This window comes from Hymenobacter sp. BRD128, assembly GCF_013256625.1.
Taxonomy (GTDB): Bacteria; Bacteroidota; Bacteroidia; order Cytophagales; family Hymenobacteraceae; genus Hymenobacter.
The window spans coordinates 4,002,628-4,021,368 of record NZ_CP053908.1; the positions used below are offsets into that span (position 1 = coordinate 4,002,628).

At 61.8% G+C, this 18,741-nt stretch carries 14 protein-coding genes and 1 pseudogene; 6 read left to right on the top strand and 9 right to left on the bottom strand.

What is annotated here, in order from left to right:
• Nucleotides 1–28 precede the first annotated feature (28 nt).
• Complete coding sequence (locus GKZ68_RS17780; protein ID WP_173117145.1) at nucleotides 29–1,327, bottom strand: McrB family protein; 1,299 nt, start codon at nucleotides 1,325–1,327, stop codon at nucleotides 29–31.
• Nucleotides 1,328–1,440: 113 nt separating this feature from the next.
• Here GKZ68_RS17780 and GKZ68_RS17785 point away from each other — a divergent pair, with 113 nt between their 5' ends.
• Together GKZ68_RS17785 and GKZ68_RS17790 are read left to right on the top strand one after the other, a co-directional pair.
• Nucleotides 1,441–2,838, top strand: a complete 1,398-nt coding sequence (locus GKZ68_RS17785) for a sensor histidine kinase (protein ID WP_173117147.1) — start codon at nucleotides 1,441–1,443, stop codon at nucleotides 2,836–2,838.
• A 6-nt stretch (nucleotides 2,839–2,844) separates the two neighbouring features.
• A complete protein-coding gene (locus GKZ68_RS17790) occupies nucleotides 2,845–4,503 on the top strand; it encodes an FAD-dependent oxidoreductase (RefSeq protein WP_173117149.1) in 1,659 nt (552 codons plus the stop codon).
• 31 nt (nucleotides 4,504–4,534) lie between these two features.
• Here GKZ68_RS17790 and GKZ68_RS17795 read toward each other — a convergent pair whose 3' ends face one another.
• Nucleotides 4,535–5,884 carry a lysophospholipid acyltransferase family protein gene (locus GKZ68_RS17795; protein WP_173117151.1) on the bottom strand — a complete coding sequence of 450 codons (1,350 nt, stop codon included), beginning with the start codon at nucleotides 5,882–5,884 and terminating at the stop codon, nucleotides 4,535–4,537.
• Nucleotides 5,885–5,961: 77 nt separating this feature from the next.
• On the bottom strand, nucleotides 5,962–6,795 hold the full coding sequence (locus GKZ68_RS17800; protein WP_173117153.1) for a hypothetical protein: 834 nt from the start codon (nucleotides 6,793–6,795) through the stop codon (nucleotides 5,962–5,964).
• Nucleotides 6,796–7,376: 581 nt separating this feature from the next.
• On the opposite strand from GKZ68_RS17800, the gene GKZ68_RS17805 reads away from it, so the two are divergent.
• On the top strand, nucleotides 7,377–8,108 hold the full coding sequence (locus GKZ68_RS17805; protein WP_173117155.1) for an SDR family NAD(P)-dependent oxidoreductase: 732 nt from the start codon (nucleotides 7,377–7,379) through the stop codon (nucleotides 8,106–8,108).
• Nucleotides 8,109–8,132: 24 nt separating this feature from the next.
• On the opposite strand, the gene GKZ68_RS17810 is transcribed toward GKZ68_RS17805, so the two are convergent.
• Entirely contained in the window at nucleotides 8,133–8,474 is a 342-nt protein-coding gene (locus GKZ68_RS17810; RefSeq protein WP_173117157.1) for a DUF4157 domain-containing protein, read from the bottom strand.
• A gap of 322 nt (nucleotides 8,475–8,796) precedes the next feature.
• Here GKZ68_RS17810 and GKZ68_RS17815 point away from each other — a divergent pair, with 322 nt between their 5' ends.
• The gene (locus GKZ68_RS17815; protein ID WP_173117159.1) at nucleotides 8,797–9,495 is read left to right on the top strand and encodes a C40 family peptidase; all 699 of its coding nucleotides are present in this window, start codon (nucleotides 8,797–8,799) and stop codon (nucleotides 9,493–9,495) included.
• A gap of 164 nt (nucleotides 9,496–9,659) precedes the next feature.
• A pseudogene (locus GKZ68_RS22435) lies at nucleotides 9,660–10,019 on the top strand (YkvA family protein); the annotation flags it as partial.
• A gap of 491 nt (nucleotides 10,020–10,510) precedes the next feature.
• On the opposite strand, the gene GKZ68_RS17825 reads toward GKZ68_RS22435, so the two are convergent.
• From GKZ68_RS17825 to GKZ68_RS17845, 5 genes are all read right to left on the bottom strand, one after another.
• Nucleotides 10,511–10,771 carry an acyl carrier protein gene (locus GKZ68_RS17825; protein WP_173117161.1) on the bottom strand — a complete coding sequence of 87 codons (261 nt, stop codon included), beginning with the start codon at nucleotides 10,769–10,771 and terminating at the stop codon, nucleotides 10,511–10,513.
• 115 nt (nucleotides 10,772–10,886) lie between these two features.
• On the bottom strand, nucleotides 10,887–14,327 hold the full coding sequence (locus GKZ68_RS17830; protein ID WP_173117163.1) for an efflux RND transporter permease subunit: 3,441 nt from the start codon (nucleotides 14,325–14,327) through the stop codon (nucleotides 10,887–10,889).
• Nucleotides 14,328–14,372: 45 nt separating this feature from the next.
• Nucleotides 14,373–15,500 (bottom strand): efflux RND transporter periplasmic adaptor subunit, encoded by a 1,128-nt coding sequence (locus tag GKZ68_RS17835; protein WP_254244058.1) that lies wholly within the window; start codon nucleotides 15,498–15,500, stop codon nucleotides 14,373–14,375.
• Nucleotides 15,501–15,612: 112 nt separating this feature from the next.
• Entirely contained in the window at nucleotides 15,613–17,283 is a 1,671-nt protein-coding gene (locus GKZ68_RS17840; protein ID WP_173117167.1) for a TolC family protein, read from the bottom strand.
• Between the two features lie 44 nt (nucleotides 17,284–17,327).
• Complete coding sequence (locus GKZ68_RS17845) at nucleotides 17,328–17,942, bottom strand: TetR/AcrR family transcriptional regulator (protein ID WP_173117169.1); 615 nt, start codon at nucleotides 17,940–17,942, stop codon at nucleotides 17,328–17,330.
• A 315-nt stretch (nucleotides 17,943–18,257) separates the two neighbouring features.
• On the opposite strand from GKZ68_RS17845, the gene ispF reads away from it, so the two are divergent.
• Nucleotides 18,258–18,737 (top strand): 2-C-methyl-D-erythritol 2,4-cyclodiphosphate synthase, encoded by a 480-nt coding sequence (ispF, locus tag GKZ68_RS17850; RefSeq protein WP_173117171.1) that lies wholly within the window; start codon nucleotides 18,258–18,260, stop codon nucleotides 18,735–18,737.
• The last annotated feature ends 4 nt before the right edge of the window (nucleotides 18,738–18,741 follow it).

The following is an 18,741-nucleotide window of genomic DNA, read 5'->3' on the forward strand; positions in this document are numbered from 1 at the left end:
CTGAGATGATGGGAAATTCTTCTTTATATCAAAGCCCTTCGCGGAGCTGCCGCAGCTGCGCGGCAGCTTTGTCGGGCTGTTCGCGCCAGTAGTCGGCCAGCAGCGGGCCGATTTCCTGCTCGAAAACCAGGCGCAGCCACGCGCTAGCCTCGGCCGGCTGGGCGGGTGGTGCGCAGAAATAGCTGTGGCCAATTTCAAAATCGGGCCCTAATTCGGGGTCGGCGGCGATAATTTCATTTAGCGTCCGCATGCGCTCGGTCAACAAATCGATGAGTGGCTTGGGCACCTGGCTGGCTTGCAGCAACTTCCGGAGTGGCGCACCAAACTGCGGCGTCATGGCCACGAAGGCGAAGCGCCGCCGCAGGGCATAGTCGAGCGGGGCCAGCGAGCGGTCGGCCAGGTTGAGTGTGCCGATGAAGTACAGATTATCCGGCACGAAGAAGCGCGGCGCGCCGGGCGGCGCGTAGGGCAGGCGCAGGGCGTGGGCCGGGCCGCGCTTGTCGGGCTCCAGCAGCAGCAATAATTCGCCAAAAATGCGGGCCACGTTGCCGCGGTTCAACTCGTCAATCAGCAAAAAATACGGCTGGCTAGGGTCCTGGGCGGCGCGCTGGCACAGCAGCGGCAGCACCCCCGGCACCAGCTGAAACTGCCCCTTGGTGCCGGGCCGAAAGCCGAGCATAAAATCTTCGTAGCCGTAGCTGGGGTGAAACTGGATGAGCTCGATGCGGCGCTCGTCCTGGGCACCGAGCAGCAGCCAGGCCAGGCGGCGGGCCAGGTAGGTTTTGCCGGTGCCGGGGGGGCCTTGCAGCAGCAGCGCCCGGCGCCGACGCAGGCCCGCAAGACTGGCTTCTAGGTCATTATCAGTGATAAACAGTTCGGCTAGCGCATCGGTGCGGGAATAAGCTAGCGGGCTAGTGGCATAGGTGGTGCCGGGCTCGGCGGCCAGCGCGGCCGAGCTGAGCAGCGAGGTTTCGGAGCCGGTATACAGTTCTTCGGCTTGCTGCTCGGCGGCCTGGCCCTGGTCTTGGGCCGAGCCGGCGGCCAGCACCGGGCGCTTGGCCACGATGGTGAAGTCGAGGGCTTCGAGCAGGGCGTTGGTGGGCTGGCCGGCGCCGTGGGGCCAGCGCGCCTGCGGGTCGGAGTGGGCTAGCCGATAAGCCAGCTCGGCCACGGCGCGGGGCGGGTAGCGGCGGCCCCGGTACAGCAGCTCGTACACGGTGCTGGGCGGCAGGCGGCGGCCTTCGCGCTCTACCAGGCGCAGGGCGCGCAGTACTTGTTCGCGGGTGAGGGGGGCGGCAGGCGGGAGAGAAGCGGCGGTGGTCGTCACGGTGCAAAAGAACACGTACTGGCAAGGAGTGGTGCCGGTTGCCGGGGCCGCAGCGGGGCCGCCACCCGCTGCGGCCCCGCTAACCTAGCCAGCCGCTGGTTGTTATGCTAACTATGGCTCAGCAACTTCCCTCCGACCCCGCCGCGCTCAGTAGCATTACTGCTTTCCAAAACCTGCCGGCCGATGTGCTGACCTGGCTCAGCGAGCACGGCGAGCTGTGCCGCTACGCCGACGGCGAAACCATCGTGCAAGCCGGCGAGCCCGCCAGCCGGATGCTAGCCGTGGTGGCCGGGGGCATGCAGTATTACCGCCCCGACAACGGCCGCAACGAGCCGGTATTTCGGGTGGAGGCGGGGCGCGTAACGGGCGTTTTGCCCTATTCCAGGCTGCAAATATCTAAAGGCCAGGGCCTGGCCGTGGGCGAAACCATACTCTACCTGCTGCCGCGCACCGAGTTTCCGGCCCTGGAGCAGGTGAGCCCCGAGCTGGTGCAGCGGCTGGTGGGTATTATGAGCGACCGGGCCCGCGACGAAGTGCGCGCCCAGGAGCGCGACGACAAGCTGCGGGCGCTGGGCAAGCTTTCGGCCGGCCTGGCCCACGAGCTCAATAATCCCGCCGCTGCCATTGCCCGCGCCGCCGACACGCTGGGGATTATGCTCAAAAACAAGCCGGTATTATTAAAAAACCTGCTGCTGGCCTGCCCGCCCGCCGAGGCCGTGGCGGCGCTGCTGAGCGCCGGTATTCCCGAAGCAGCGGCGCCGCTCCGCTCGGCCCTGGCCCGCGCCGACTGCGAAGACGAGCTGGCCGACTGGCTCGAAACCCAGGGCTGCGAAGATGGCTACGCGCTGGCCCCCAGCCTGCTCGATGCCGGCCATACCGCCGCCACGCTGGCGCCCCTGGTGGCGCCGCTGCCCGCCCCGGCCCGGCCGCCGGCCCTGGCCTGGCTCGAAGGCCACCTGGCCGTGGTGCGGCTGAGCCGCGACATTCACGAGGCTAGCCAGCGCATCAGTACGCTGGTGGGCAATGTGAAAGCGTACTCGCACATGGACCGCGCCGGGGGCCGCGAGCCGCTGGCCGTGACGGCCGGCCTCGACAGCACCCTTAATATCTTTGACCATGCCCTGCGCCAGAAAAACGTGCAGCTCACGCGCGCCTACGCGCCCGATGTGCCGCCGGTGCTGGCCGAAGCCGGCCAGCTCAACCAGGTGTGGACCAACCTGATAGACAATGCCATTGATGCCTTGCCCGCCGCGGGCGGTACCCTGGCGGTGCAAACTGTAAAGCAACCGGGTGGCGTGTGCGTTAGTATCATTGACAATGGCAGCGGCATCTCGCCCGAGGTGCTGGCGCATATGTTTGAGCCCTTCTACACCACCAAGCCGGCCGGGGAGGGCAGCGGCCTGGGCCTCGACATTGCCCGGCGCATTGTGCAGGAGCACGGCGGCCGGCTAGCGGCGCAGTCGGTGCCCGGCCGCACTGAGTTTTCCGTATGGCTGCCCGTGGCTAGCTAACTCCTTATGAAAAAACCAATTATCCTCACCGCCGACGACGATGCCCAGGTGCTGGCGGCCATCACGCGCGACCTGCGCCAGGAGTTTCGCTCAGACTACCGCATCCTGAGCGTGGGCTCCGGGGCCGAAGCCCTGGCGACCCTCACCGAGCTGCGCGCCCGCGCCGACGAGCCACTGGCCTTAGTACTGGCCGACCAGCGCATGCCCGAGGTCGAAGGCGTGGAGGTGCTCACCCGCGCCCGCGAGCTGTTTCCCGAAGCCAAGCGCGTGCTGCTCACGGCCTACGCCGACACCACGGCGGCCATCAAGGCCATCAATTCGGCGCAGCTCGACTACTATTTGCTCAAGCCCTGGGACCCGCCCGAGCAGCTGCTCTATCCCACGCTGCACGACTTGCTGGCTAGCTGGCAGGCTAGCTACCGGCCGGCCTTCGCCGGCCTGCGGCTCATTGGCTTCCAGTGGTCGCCGCTTTCGCACGAACTCAAGGATTTTTTGAGCGGCTACATGGTGGGCTATCAATGGCTTGATTACGAGAAAGATGCCGAAGCCAAGGTGCTGCTCGAAGCCAATGGCTTCAAGGCCGAAGACCTGCCGGTCGTTATCTGCCCCGATAGCAAGGCCGTGGCTAAGCCCGACAAGCTCGACCTGGCTAGGCACCTGGGCTTGCTGGTCGATGCGCAGCAAGAATTGTATGACGTGGTAGTGGTGGGTGCCGGGCCGGCGGGGCTGGCCGCTGCCGTGTACGGCGCCTCCGAAGGGCTGAAAACGCTCATTATCGAGCGCCAAACGCCCGGTGGGCAGGCCGGCTCGTCGTCGCGCATCGAAAACTACCTGGGCTTCCCCACCGGCCTGAGCGGGGCCGAGCTGGCCCACCGCGCCTGGAGCCAGGCTACGCGCCTCGGGGCCGAGTTTATGGCCCCGCAGGAAGTGGTGAGTATGTGCATTCAGGATGGGTACAAGGTGCTGACGCTGAGTGATAAAAAAGAAATAAAAGCGCGCGCGGTGGTGCTGACTACCGGCGTGAGCTACCGCGTGCTGAATGCGCCGGGCCTCGACCGTCTTAGCGGCGCGGGCGTGTACTACGGGGCGGCGCGCACCGAGGCCCGCAGCTGCAGCGCGCAGCCGGTGTACATCATCGGCGGGGGCAATTCGGCGGGGCAGGCGGCCATGTATTTGTCTACGTATGCCTCGCGGGTATTCATCGTGATTCGTGGGGAAAGCCTGGCTGCCAGCATGTCGGCCTACCTTATTGAGCAGATTGCCCAGACGCCAAACATCGAGATTTTGCCCTGCACCCAGGTGCGTGAGGCCTGTGGCCAGCAGTCGCTCGAAGCCGTGGTGATTCAGCAGGAAGGCCACGAGCCGGAGAAGCGGCCGGCGCGGGCGCTGTTTATCTTCATCGGGGCCAAGCCCAGCACCGAGTGGGTGTGCCACCTGGCCCTGTGCGACCCCAAGGGCTACCTGCTCACCGGCCGCGACCTGGTGGCCGACCCGCGCTACAAAGCGTCCTGGAAAAAAGGCCGGGAGCCTTATTTGCTCGAGACTTGCGTGCCCGGCATGTTTGCGGCCGGCGATGGCCGGGCCGGCGCGATGGCCCGCGTCGCCTCGGCCGTGGGCGAGGGCAGCATGGCCATCAAGTTTGTGCACCAATATTTAGATGAGTAGCGCAAAGCCGGCGCTTCGCGCTACTCATGCGCTACTTGCTCAGGTAAGCGGCCCGTGCCTCGTCTAGCAGGCTTAGCACGGCAGCGCGCTGGCTTTGCAGGCTAGCGAGCGCGGTGGCTGGCAGCTGCCGCACTTGCAGGCGCTCGAGGCGGGCGCGCAGCGTTTGCCAGTAGCCGAGCGCGTAGAAGCCAGCTGGGGGTAAGCTTATGCTAAACAATAAGGTAAGACGCCAGTCGTGCGTGAGCCAGTGCTGCACGGCGGCGGTCTCCAGGGCGTAGGCTAGCGGGAAAGTGACCATGCCCACGCTCAGCATAATGGCTGCGATGAACGCCGTATCCTTGGTGGCGCGGTAGGCTATTTCGGCGGGTAATTTGTAAGGTAAATAATTGCTTAGGAAGCCGTATAACCATACCGGGAAACCCAAAATCAGGTTCAGGTAGTCGGCTAGCCGGGTGCCGGGGCGCTGGCTTTGGTCGAGGGCGGCGTCATCAATTTTGTGGGTTTCCAGGCTAGCCAGGTAGGTGCCGAGGGCGGCGCGCAGGGCGGCCAGCCGGCCGGCGTCGTGCTGCTCAAACCAGGCCACGGCATCGAGCAGGGTGCGGCTGAGCTGGAAGTTGTCGTAGAGCGTGCTTGGGTCGTCGTCGGGGTTGAGATGGTCACCAAATGTGCGCTCGACCTGCTGGGCTAGTTGGTCATCCTGCGCATCGCGGCTGATGATAAGCCGGCGCGTGAGGCGCTGGCGAATTTCCTCGGTCAGCTCGTCGGCGGCGGTTTCGGGGTCGCGGCGGTAGCTGGCGGCGTAGTCGGCCACCACGATGGGCGGGGCCACGTTCAGCAGCACATCGGAGCGAAAGCGCGTGGGGTCGAAGTAGTTGGTGCCCACGCACACAATAGTGAGGCCCAGCTTGAAGTCGTGCCGGGCCTCGGTGCCCAGCGCAATGCGGGCGGCGCCGGTTTTGAGCGGGCGCAGGCGGCGCTCGCTTACGCTGGTGCCTTCCGGAAAAATCATGACCGTGCCGCCGCGCTCCAGGTAGTCGTAGCAGCGGCCAAAGCTGGCCTCGTTGCTGGCCGTCAGCTGCTGCGGGCTAGGGGCGTCGGCGCCTTCCGCATCCTGCCGCCGGTAGATGGGAATGCAGTTGCCCGAGCGCATAATAGCCCCGAGAATGGGGTTTTTGAAAAACGTGCTTTTGGCCAGAAACGCGATGGGTTGGTGGCGCTGCACGGCCGTCACGAGCGGGTCCATGAGCGTGTTGGGGTGGTTGCTGCACAGCAGAAGCGGGCCGGGCTGGCGCAGGCGCTCGCGGTGGCGCACCTCGAGGCGGCGGAAAAACACGCGTAGCCCCACGCGCACCAAGGGCTTCATAACGGTGTAGAAGAGCATAGGCGGGCAAGTTTACGCAAAAAGGGCCGGCTGCCTTGGCAGCCGGCCCTTTTCAGGCTTGGCGCAAGCTGGCGGGCCTAGTAGGCGCTGCTCAGCTGGTCGAGGTTATTCGGGTTCTGGCTGCCCGAGGTGTTGGCGTCGTAGCGAGTACCAGCTGCCGGGCCCTGGTCACGGCGCTGGGCGCTGCCGGGCTGTGCATGCTCCTCATGCTGGCCATAGCCAAACGAGCTGCCCACGCTGGTACTGCGGTTGCTCGACTGGCGGCTGCTGCCAAAATCATTGCTGTGTGAAGGCGCCGAAGTGTAGCCGCTACCCGAAGTAACACGGTTGCGGCCGGGTTGCGGCTGGCCCTGCTGGCCCGTGGGCGAGCCGTAGCGCGAGGCACCCCAGGGGCGCTGGCCTTTGCGGTCGTAGGCATAATCGCCATCCTTAGGATGGGGCTGGTGGTCGAAGGGCGAGCGGCGGGCCTTGTGGCGATATTCACCATCCTCATCCTTATGTTTCTTATGCTTGCCGCCCCGCGTAGCCAAGAAAGCAATGCCGGCTGCCAGCAAGCCCACACCTACTGCTTTTTGCGTGGTAGTCAGGCCGTTTACGCTAGTTAAGGCTTTATTGCCCAGGTCTTTGGCCGACTGAGGGAGCTGCTGCGCCTTATCACTGATGCCGGAGTCATCCAGCCATTTTTTGCCGCTGGCTAAGGCATTATGTAGCGTACCCTGCACCCCACCCGCCGAGGGCTGGCTAGCAGGCGTAGTATAATCGGTCGGGTATTTGCCGGTGCCGGTGGCGTGGGCCGCCGTGGTCGAAAACTGCCCGTCCGTGCCCGAAGTAGCGGCGTTGGAAGAGCCTGAATAAGAAGGGGTAGTTGAGCCAGGATAGCCGTTGTTCGGCTGGGTGGGGGTAGGTTCCATGAGCGAAGAGTAAAGAGAAAAGGATAGAAAAGCCCTTGCAATGAGGACCACTCCTCTTGTATTCGTAAGTTCAAGCCCATAGGTTGCGAAGCCTGTTTCACACCGCAGGTCCGAGGCAGTTCTAACCTCTACAGTACCTCCTAGCCAAGTGGCCTGGCCCAGGTGCTCGACCTAGTACTGATGCAATTGCCTAAATAATTCCGGCGCCGTGAGGCTGGCAGCAGGAGCCTGGGCACGTCGTGGTAAAAGGTGGCATTGCCAGCCGCCGCCCCGAGCACCGGCAGCCCAAACAGCGACAACTGCCGCGCGCCGCGCTTGCCCGTGATGCGCCCCACAATTTCCCAGACGTGGCTAGCCAGGGCTTGGCTCGAAAATTAGCAGGCGCTGCCAGGCCAACGGCGTAGTGCCGGCGGCTAGCGGTGCTAGGCAAGTAATTGTCCTCTTTGCTGATACGGACCGCAGGCTTCATTGACTGCTCATGTAAAGAAACGGTAACCAATAGGGCATCTTCATCTTTCACGCGAACAACCCATTGAGCTAGCCGTTTCCCTAACGCAACCTCCTCTTTAGTGCGCTAGCCCATGTTTCGGTTTCAGAATAAAATTTGCCTCGTTACGGGCGCTACTTCCGGCATTGGCCGGGCCACGGCCGTGCGCCTGGGTCGCGAAGGGGCCACCGTGGTGTGCCTGGGCCGCGAGGTGAAGGCGGGCCACGCGGTGGAGGCCGAGATAAAAGCCGGCGGCAGCGAGGCACTATTCATCAAAACCGACGTGGGCCGCGATGCCGACCTGGTGCACGCCGTGGAGCAGACCCTGGCCCGCTTCCAGCGCATTGATATTTTGGTGAATGACGCGGCCATGATGACGTTTACACCCATTCTGGAGCTGGACCCCGCCGATTGGGACCAGGTGATGAACGTGAACCTACGGGCGCTTTTCCGCCTCTGCCAGCTCTGCGTGCCCCACATGAAAGGCGGCGCCGTGGTAGCCGTGAGCTCGGTGCACGCCTTCCAGAGCACCCCCAATGTGGCGCCCTACGCCACCAGCAAGGGCGGCCTCGAAGCGTTTGTGCGCGGCCTTAGCCTCGAAATTCCCTACACACAGGCCCGCATCAACGCCGTGGCGCCCGGCGCCGTCGAAACACCCATGCTGCGCAGCAACCCCAACGTGGTGAATGGTACCGAGAAAATAACCGGCCAGATTGGAACGCCCGACGAGTTGGCCGCCGCCATCTGCTTCCTGGCTTCCGACGAGGCGAGCTTTATCAACGGCAGCACCCTGGCCGTGGACGGTGGCCGGCTAGCGCAATTGTAAGCTAGTGCGCTAGCTAATAGGTTATTAAATTTGTGTTGACTGGCTAGCCCCGCTACCAGCCCGCGCCAGCATGTGGTGCCGGGCACCTTCGCGCGCCTCCACCTCAAACTTATTCTGATAGTAGCCCACCCGCGCCGACTCGAGCAAATATTCCCATAAAAAGCGCACGCGACCTAGGTCGCGTACCTGGCGCAGGTGCACTTGCTCGTGCGCCACCCATTCGGCATCGGCCAGAAATTCTTCGCGGGTGGCGCCGCTCAAATGCACGGTTTGGCCCAGCACCATGGCCACGCGCGGGGCGCGGCCCAGCACCAGCCGCGCAATGCGGGCCAGGGGCGAGTTGACGAGAGTGCGGGGTTGGCTCATTTGTATAAAATTCGGGCGTAGCTACGAGGGATGATTGATGATGGTTGCATGTGCGAATGCTAACTATCTTCTTTTTTATGGCATTTTTCAAATAATAACTGTCTTTTTTTGAGAAAATGCTAGGTAATTTCAAAATTTACTGCTTAGCTTTGGCCGGCCACTACCCCCTACGATTTAGGAAAAAAGGTAGTTGTCACGCATTCATTCACCCTTAATTCTGGCTGCTTAGCAGCTCTGCCTAGCGCAACAGTCTACTCCTTTTTCTGCATCCCCGGTCAGCCAGCTTACGGGCGCTGGCCGGTGCCCACCCCAACGACGGACAATGAAGAATACCCTGCTGTGTTGCCTCGCCGCTGCTTCCCTGGCGCTCTCCTTCTGCTTCGAAAAAATGCCCGATGCCCCGGCCTCGGCTGGTGCCTCGGCGCCGGCTGCTGCCGAGGCATCCTTGCTTTCGGGCCTCCTCGGCTCCGAGGGCGGGGCCGCTACCGTAGAACCGCCCGCCGTGACGGCCACGCGCGACTCGCTGGCCTACGGCTACTACAACCAGACGCTGGGCGTGCACTTGGCCCACACCGAAAACAAGAGCCTCTTGCAAACGGTAACCGACTGGCTAGGCACGCCTTACAGCTACGGCAGCAATTCGCGCCGGGGCACCGACTGCTCGGGCTTCGTAACGCAGGTATTTAAGAAAGTATACGGCATCACGCTCAAGCGCAGTTCGCGCTCGATGTTCTCGACAGTGCAGCGCGTGGCCAAATCGGACATGAAAGCCGGCGACCTGGTGTTCTTCCGTCACGGTAAGGGCGCCATCTACCACGTAGGTATCTACTTGAAAGACGGTAAGTTTGCCCACGCGGCCTGCAACGGCGGCGTTATGGTAAGCTCGCTCAACCAGCCGTACTACCACCACAATTTTTACTCGGCCGGCCGCGTAGCCGGCACCGAGGCGGTTTCGCCCGATGCCTCAGTCGCCGATGTAGTGGGCCTACTGGCCCAGGCGGCCAATGCCCGCCCCGAGTAGGCAAAAGGGCAGACGGTTTTTTAGTTTCGTGAAGGGCGGCTTCCGGCAATTGCGCCGGGAGCCGTTTTTTTGTGCCCGCATAACTTGAATGCAACGATTGCAGTACACAGACTTATCATGAACTGCGGCGGCCTGGCTGCCCTTCTTTTCTCCCTTTTTTCGGCATGGCTACTACCAGCATCCCGCCCACCGGCGACAATATCGCCGCCTCGGCCATTTTTAAGAAATTTCTGGCTTCGGCCGAAAGCTATATCAAGCAGCCCACGCGCCTCAAAAAGCTGCTGCTCGATGCCTTTCATAAGGCTCGTGAGAAAAAAGAAATCGGCACCATCGCCCACGAGGTTTGGGAAACACTGCAAAGTCTGTTTCGCCTCATCAAGCTCAGCGCAGCGGGTGAGTACACGGGCGTGCCCACTACTACGGTAGTGGCCGCCGTGGCCGTGCTGCTTTATTTTCTTTCGCCCATTGACCTGATTCCGGACTTCATTCCGGTAGTAGGCTTGCTGGATGATATGGCGCTAGTAGCTTGGTTTTCGACATCTATCAAGCACGAGTTAGATAAGTTCCACGAGTGGGAAGCCACCAGGGCATCCACTATCGTGTCGGACGACGAGCTGCACGCTAGCCGGGGCGCAGCGCCCACGGCCAGCCAGCCGGCCACGGCCGGTGCCCGCTCGCTAGGTACCACCACCAACCAATCGGCCAAAAGCGCCGGCACTACCAACCTGCCCACGGCCCCGGCTGGTGCCCATCAGTCGGCTACCGATGCGGGGCTAGGGTCGCCGAGCAGCTCCACGGCTAGCCCGGTGCATGAGGCCGGCGCCGACATAAAGCGCGATGCCGCCTTGGGGAGCGACGTAGCTGACAATACCACCGAAGGTACCCGCGATGGCAACGACGGCCGCGTAGCTACCGGCGGCAACGTGCGGTAGCGAAAAAAGACGAGTTAAAATCAAAACCCCGACTTCAGTAAGAGGCCGGGGTTTTAATTTTTAACTCGTTTCTTATGAAGGTCTTACGCGGCGTGGGCCGTTACGTAGCGCACAAAGTCACCGACCGTGTTGAACGGCACTTCATCGGGCACAGTAATGTGGAAGTTGCGCTCCAGCTCCAGGATAATATCCACGAGGTCTACGGTGTCGAAGCGCAGGTCGCGGCTCAGGCTGGCGGTGCGGCGCAGGCGCACGGTCTTAATGGCCTTGCGCTTGCTGATGATGCGCAGCACTTGCTGCTCGATGCTTTTGGTGGGAGCGGTGGTAGAGAGGACGGTAAACATAACTTTTTGCGAAAAATAGATGAGCTGAACTGGGGGCGAAGTAACGGGGCACCTCGTCGGTTTCTTGCGGCTAGTGGCTGATTCAGCCGAAGAAACCGACGAATGCGCGGCTTGGCTAGGCCAGTACGGCCGGCGTGGCGGCTTCCACTTCCTCGTGGTCTACCTCGGCCGGGGGCGGCGGGCTGTTGTAGTCGCGGCCGGTAATGCGGGCCCGTAGCTTCTCGTTAAGAAGATACATGACCGGGACTACGAGCAGGGTAATAAGGGTTGCAAACGTCAACCCGAAAATTATAGTCCAGGCTAGCGGGCCCCAGAATACCACCGACTCGCCACCCAGGAAGAAGTGCGGGTGGCCCGAGTTGAAGAGCTCGTAGAAGTCGATGTTCAGGCCCACAGCCAGCGGGATGAGGCCCAGCGTGGCGGCCGTGGCCGTGAGGATAACGGGGTTGAGGCGGGTGCGGCCCGCCGTGACGAGGGCATCGTGGAGGTTCATGCCTTGGGCGCGGAGCATATCGGTGAATTCGACCAGCAGAATGCCGTTCTTTACTACGATACCCGCCAGGGCAATTACCCCTACACCCGTCATTACAATACTGATGTTCATGCCCGAAATGGCTAGCCCCAGCATCACGCCGATAATCGAGAAGATAATCTCAGTCAGGATGATGAGCGGCTTGCTCACGGAGTTGAACTGCGTGACGAGCACCAAAAAGATGAGGGCAATGGCGCCCACGGCAGCCACGCCGAGGAAGTCGCTGGTTTCCTTTTGGTCTTCCTGGGCGCCGCCCATTTTCACGGTGTAGCCCGGCGGCACGGGGAAGCTCTTGAGGGCGCGCGTCACGTTGGCTACCACGTCGGGGCCGGTAAAGCCGTTGAGCACGTTCGAGCTAATGGTGATGAGGCGGTGCGTGTCCTTGCGCTTGATGCCGCCGTAGGTAGTGCCGTAGTTTACGTCGGCAATGGCCGAGATGGGCACTTGGCGCACCGCGCCGGTGGCGTCGCGGAAAGTCAGCGGCGCGTTCACGATGGCGTTTACGTTGTCGCGGTAGGGCTTGGCGTAGCGCACCTGGATGGGGTACTCATCATCCGGAGTCTTGAATTTGCTGGCTTCGAAACCGTAGATGGCCGTGCGCACCTCCGAGCCAATCTGGCCGGTGCTGATGCCTTCGCGGTTGGCGCGGGTGCGGTTGATGCGCACGCCGATTTCGGGATTGCGGTCCTGCAAATCCGAGCGCAGGTCTTCAATACCCCCGATTTTGAGCGAGTCGACGTAGCGTTCCACTTTTTTTGAGAGTGCGGCTAGCTTCGGATAGTCGTCGCCCGACACCTCGATGGCCACCGGCTTGCCCTGCGGCGGGCCGCTAGCCTCCTGGTCTACCGACACCTCGGCGCCGGGAATGCCTTTCACGGCTTCGCGAATGTCATCCATGTAGATGTGGGTAGCCTGGCCCTTGCGGTCGGCTAGCTCCTTGAAGGCCACCCCCACCTTGCCCAGGTGCGACTGTGACGTGCCGGCGGCGGTAGCTTCGGTGGGGTCGCCGGCACCAATGGCCACGTTGGTAATCACCGATTCCACATCGGGGTTGTGGCGGCCAATCACTTTATACACCCGTTCTTCGAGAATGCGGGTAATCGAGTCCGTGACCTCCACGCGGGTTCCCACCGGCATGCGCAGGTAGGTGTAGATGAACTTGGGGTCGCCTTTCGGGAAGAAGTCCACTTTGGGCTTGCGGGCGCCCACGGCCATGATGCTAATCACACCCAGCACCAGCAGGCCACCCACAATACCAAGCTGACGCCACACCTTGCCGCCCACGGCTAGCTCTACCAGCCGGGCGTAGCCGTTCTGGAAGCGCGGCAGAATGCTGCGCTGGAACCCGGCTATCATGTACACAAACACGTACTTATCGAGGAAGCAGAGCACGATGAGCGTCACCATCAGGTTGCCCAAAAACTTTGAGCCGGCCGCGTAGCCGCCAATAGCTACCAGCAGCAGCCCGCCCATGCCGATGAGGAAGCCGCGCGTGAGCTTGGGCGTTTCCACGTGGTCGAGGTGCTCGTTACGGTTCATGAAGCTCACGGCAAACACCGGGTTCATGATGAAGGCCACCACCAGCGACGCGCCCAGCGTGAGGATAAGCGTAACCGGCAGGAAGAACATGAACGAGCCCACAATGCCCGGCCAGAACATGAGCGGCACGAATGGCGCCACCGTAGTCAGGGTGCCCGCCAGCACCGGCACAAATACTTCGCCGGCCGCATATTTGGCGGCTTGGGCCGTGCTCAAATTCGGGTGCTCGTGCAGCAGGCGGTGCGTGTTTTCGATTACCACAATGGCGTCATCGACCACAATACCGAGGGCCAGCAAAAAGGCGAAAAGCACAATCATGTTCAGCGAGAAGCCGAACATGGGCAGCATGATAAATGCTAAGAACATACTCAGCGGCACCGACAAGCCTACGAACAGGGCGTTGGTAGTACCCATGAAGAACATCAGAATCAACGTCACCAGCAAGAAGCCGATGATGATGGTGTTAATCAGGTCGTTGAGCGTATTGCGGGTTTCATTCGACGAGTCGCCGGTGATGGTGATTTTCAGGCCCTTGGGCATGCTGGCTTCCGAGTCTTTCACCAGCTGGTGAATCTTGTCGGAGGCATCGAGCAGGTTTTCGCCCTGGCGCTTCACCACGTTCAGCGTCACGGTGGGCTGGCCATCGAGGCGGGCGTAGCTTTCGCGGTCCTTAAAGCCATCCTGCACGGTGGCAATGTCGCCGAGCCGCACCGGCGAGCCGCGCAGGTTCTTCACCTGAATGTCGGCAATGTCGGCGGCGTTCACGTATTGGCCGGCCACGCGCACGGCCCGCTTCTGCGCGCCCACGTCGATAGAGCCACCTGATACCGTGATGTTTTCGCGGGCAATGGCATTCTCAATGTCCGTGAAGCTGAGCTGCGAGGCTTGCAGCTTGTACAGGTCCACGTCCACGTTTACCTGCTGCTCCAGCGCCCCCACGATGTCGACGCGGGTGATTTCGGGCAGCGCCTCAATCTTGTCCTGAAAATCGTCGGCTAGCTTCTTGAGCTGGGCGGCGGGCAGGTTGCCGCTCAGGTTGACGTACATAATCGGCTGCTCCGAGATATTCACTTCCTTCACCAGCGGGGCGCTGGGCAGGTCGTTGGGCAGCTCGGTGCTGGCCTTGTCCACGGCATCCTTGATGAGCTGCTTGGCGGCCTGCACGTCCACGCCGGAGTTAAACTCCACGTCCACAATGCAGTAGTCCTGGTTCGAGGTCGAGTTAATCTTCTTCACCCCGTTCACGCTCTTTATTTCCTTTTCAAGCTGGCGCGTCACCAAGTTCTCGATATCAGTGGGCGAGGTGCCGGGATATACCGTGGCCACGATAATGCGCGGAATCACGATGTCCGGAAACTTCTCCTTGCCGAGCTTGATGTAGGCAAAAATGCCCGCTATTGAAAGCAGCAAGGTGATGATGTAGATGCTGGTCTTGTTATTAATCGACCAGCTGGTAGGGCCGAATTCTTTTTCTATGTCCTGCATATTCGTAAGCTGTATGAGCGTGGACAACTACTTCAAAATCAACTGCTAGCTGATTTTGACAATCTGACCTTCGTTCAGGTTCTGATAGCCGGCCGAGATAACCTCGTCGCCGGGCTTGAGGCCGCTGGTTACCTCCTGCTTACCGTTGTAAGTCTGGCCTGTTTTGATGACGCGCTTGGCCGCCACCGCCTTGCCACCCGTGCGGCTCACCACCAGCACGTAAGCGTTTTCCTCGTCGTGCTGAATAAGGTCGACGGGCAGCACCGTGGCGTTGGCCTGGCCGTAGTTCTGGATGCGCACGGTGGCTACCATGTTGGGCCGCAGGCGGTTGGCTTTGTCGGCGGGCAGGCGCAGCTCCACGGTGAAGGTGCGGCTGGTGGCCGAGATGCTACGGCTCACGGTACGCACCGTGCTCGGAATTTCCTCGGTGCCGAGGTCGGGCAGTGTCACCAGCGCTTTGTCGCCCGCCTTGATGCTACCGGCGTAAGCTTCTGATACATCGGCGAGTACCTTGCCGCCCTGGCCGCTGTTGAGCTGCACCACCGGCGCGCCGGGCGCCACGGTTTCGCCCAGCTTGGGCAGCACGTTATCGACCACGCCGCTGTAGGGCGCCACCACGTTATACATTGCCCGCTGCTGGTTGAGGGTAGCCAGGTTGCGCTGCAAGCCTTCGTAGGCATTCTTCGCCTGCAGGTACTGAATTTCGGTGCCAATCTGCTGCTTCCAGAGGCTGGCCTGCTTCTCATACACCACGCGGGCCAGGTCCAGGCGGGTGCGCAGCTCGGCCAGATTGGCATCCAGGATGCTGGCATCGACGGTGGCCAGCACCTGGCCTTTGCGCACCTGGTCGCCGCGCTGCACGCGCACGCTGGTGAGCGTGCCGGCCGCCCGCGAGCTGACGGTCGAGTTCTGGTCAAAATCGACCCGGCCCTGCACGTCGAGGTAGCCGGCAAAGTTCTGGGGTGCTACTTTCAGCACCGATACCGGCACCGCACTAGTGGCCGAGTCGGCCTTGCCGGCGCCGGTTTTGGCTTCGAGGTCGGCTATCTTGGCTTGCGTGGCGGCCTGGTCGGCCTTGAGCTTGGCCAGTTCGGCCTTGGGGTCTTTGGTGCCGCCGCAGGAGGCTAGCGCAACGGCAAACGTGGCGGAAAGAAAAAGGGTATTTCGGTTCATGTTAAAAATCATTGTCATGCTGAGCTTGCGAAGCATCTTATCACGTCGGCTTTAGTTCTCTGAGGTGGGCGGACGTGATAAGGTCCTTCGCTTCACCCAGGATGATAGCTCGTTACTTGGCCTGGGTGTACAGCTCGCCAGTGGCCTTGTCGCGGTCTACCTTGGCCACCAGCACGTCGTAAATGGCGGCGTAGTAATTGGTCTGGGCCTCGCGCAGCGAGGTTTCGGCCGTAATTACTTCGAGGTTAGAGCCCACGCCGGCGTTGAACTTGATGCGCGTGACGCGGGCCACGTCGGCGGCCAGGTCAAGGTTAGCCTTCTGATTATCGAGCACATCGAGCGCGTTGATGAGCGTAGTACGGCTCTGGGCATCTTGCAAATCAATGCTCTGGCGCAGGGTTTCAAAGCCCTTTTCCAGGGTTTGCTGCGCAATGCGCGCCTGCTGCACCTGGTACTTGCGCCGGAAGCCGTCGAAGACCGGAATGTTGAGGGCTAGCCCCACGTTGCCGAAACCAAACCAGTTCTGGTTGATAAAGCCGGCCGAGTTGCGCGAGTCGGGCCCCCGGAAAGCAAACAAGTCGCTCACCGATTTGGCCGAGCCCGTGAAGCCGTAGGCCGCCGTGAGCGCCAGGCGCGGGTAGGCGCCCGCCTGCCGGCTGCGCAGGTCGAGGCCCGCCAGGGCCTGCTGGGTCTGCAAGGTCGAAAACTCGATGCGGTTGTTATAGTTGAACGCCGCCTGCGCCTGCACCGGCTGGCCGTTGTTGATGCCCGGCGTGGGTGGGCCGCCAGGGCTATTCTGGCCCAGCGAAGCGGGCGCACCGGGCACATTACCAAGGCCATCGGCCCCGCCACCGGTGCCAAAGTTGGCCGCGCCGAGGTTGCGGCGCAGGGTGCCGGCATCGACTACGGCGGCACCGAGCGAGTCGGTGAGCGTCACGGGCTGCACCTGGGGCAGGCCCATCTGAAACTTGAGCAGGGCCACGCTGAGCTCGGTGAGGCGCTGGGCTTTCTGCTGCTCCACCACCAGGTTGTTGCGCTGCACGCGCAGGCGGTCCACGTCAAGCTTTTCGGCAAAGCCAGCCTTAAAGGTCTGGTTGGTTTGGTAAAGCACCGTGTCGAGGCGCTGCACGTTGCGGGCCAGCAGGGCTAGCCGGGCGCGGGCCACCAGGGTGCTGTAATACGCCTTGCTCACCTGCTCTACCACGTCGATTTCGGCCTGCTGGGTCTGCTTCCTGGCCAAGTCGGTATACACCTTAGCGGCCTTTAGGCCAATGAGATATGAGCCGTCAAAAAGCTGCTGCGAAAAAGAAGCCGACGTATTGCCCGCGTATTGCAGGCCGAAGGCCAGCGGCTGCGGGCTGCTGGCAGGCGGTGAGCCGTAAGCCGGGGCTAGCGTCACGCTTTGACCGGCCTGCGCCTTGGCCAAGTCGCTCTGGCTCAAGGTAGTGCCTTGCAGCACCGGCCCGGCAAAAGCCCCAAAGTCAACCAGGCTCTTTTGCAGCTTGAAGTTGTCGGCTACGTTGGCGCCGATGCTCAGCTGCGGCAGGCCCTGGCTCTTGATTTCGCCCACGCGGGCGGCGGCGGTTTGCTCGGCCAGGCGGGTGCTCAGCAGGCTAGGCTTGTTGGCCACGGCAAAGCGCACAGCCTGTTGCAGGCTCAGCGCCAGCGGGCCGGATGTGGGCGGCGCGGGCAAGGCCGCCGGGGCCTGCGCCGAAGCCGGAGCCAGCGCTGCCAGGGCTAGCGCCGAAGCCGCCAGCCATCCCCCTAGGGTACTATTTTTCATGGGTATGTGAAAGAAAGAGCTTGTCGAAACGGCTAGTGGCCAGTCTATTCCTCTTCCGTAATGTGTTGGTATTTATTAAAGAGCCGGTGGCCCTTAAGCGTGGCGACCCCCAGCAGAAAATGCTCGTCAAACACTTTATTGACCCGCACGGGGGCAAACTGGGCGGGTGGGTAGAGGTCGGGGTCGAAGGCCAGCTCAATCTGGGCCAGGTTGAGGCGGGCCAGCACCTCCACGTCGAGGTCGGCCCGAAATAGCCCTTCGGCAATGCCGCGGCGCAGGTTTTTGCTTATCTGGTCGAGGATAAACGTGCCCTTGTGCTCCGAAAGGAGCTTCCAGGCCGCCGGGTAATACTTGCGCAGGTCATGGAAAATACTCGGGTGAATGTTGCTGAACTGCTGGTCGGCCCAGGCCGAGATGGTGAGCATCTCCTGCACCGCGTCGGCGGCGTGGCTAGCCACCCGGGCGCATTCGCCCTGAGCATTACAGAGGTGGGTGGTCATCACGCCCAGCACGATTTCATCCTTATTGGTGAAGGTTTTGTAAAGAGTTTTCTTCGACATGCCGAGGTCGGTGGCGATGTCGTCCATGCTCACGCTCTTAATGCCGTTGCGCATAAACAGCGCGGCGGCGCGGGTCAGAATTCGGTCTTTAGTTTCCATGTTTGACATGGCAAAGATACAACGGAAACTTTAAGTGAGTTCGGGGTTTCCAAAGTTTCTTTGGTTGTTTCCGCTACCGCTATTCGCTAGCCAGCTTATTGACGCGGTAGCCGCTCGAATACTTTAGCCGTCGGCATAAAATTTTGGCGAATTCATAGCGCGTTTGCTGTGAAGTGATTCGATTACGTAAAGCTAATAATTTTAGTCAAATTAGCCACACATTTTCCGCCAATTTTTTTAGCAGTAATTGTTTGGTGGCTAGCCCCGCGCCGGGGTAAATACCTTTGCAGTTAATCCTGCTCATTCTGTATGCCCATGAAAATCCGCGTTGGCTTCGGCTACGACGTTCACCAATTGCAGCCTGGCCTGCCGTTCTGGCTAGGGGGCATAGCGGTGCCGCACACCCACGGCGCCCTCGGCCACTCCGATGCCGACGTGCTCATTCACGTCATTTGCGATGCGCTGCTCGGGGCCGCCAACCTGCGCGACATCGGCTTCCACTTTCCCGATACCGACCCGCAGTACAAGGGCATCGACAGCAAGAAGCTGCTGGCCCACACCATGCGCCTGCTGCGCGAGCAGGGCTACGAGCTTGGCAACGTAGACTCGACCATCTGCCTCGAAAAGCCCAAGGTGAACCCGCATATCCCGGCCATGCGCGCGGCCCTGGCCGAGGTAATGGGCGTGCCTGAAGACGATATTTCTATCAAGGCCACTACCACCGAAAAGCTGGGCTTTGTGGGCCGGCAGGAGGGCGTGGCCGCCTACGCTACCGTGCTGATTACGAAGGAATAACTCA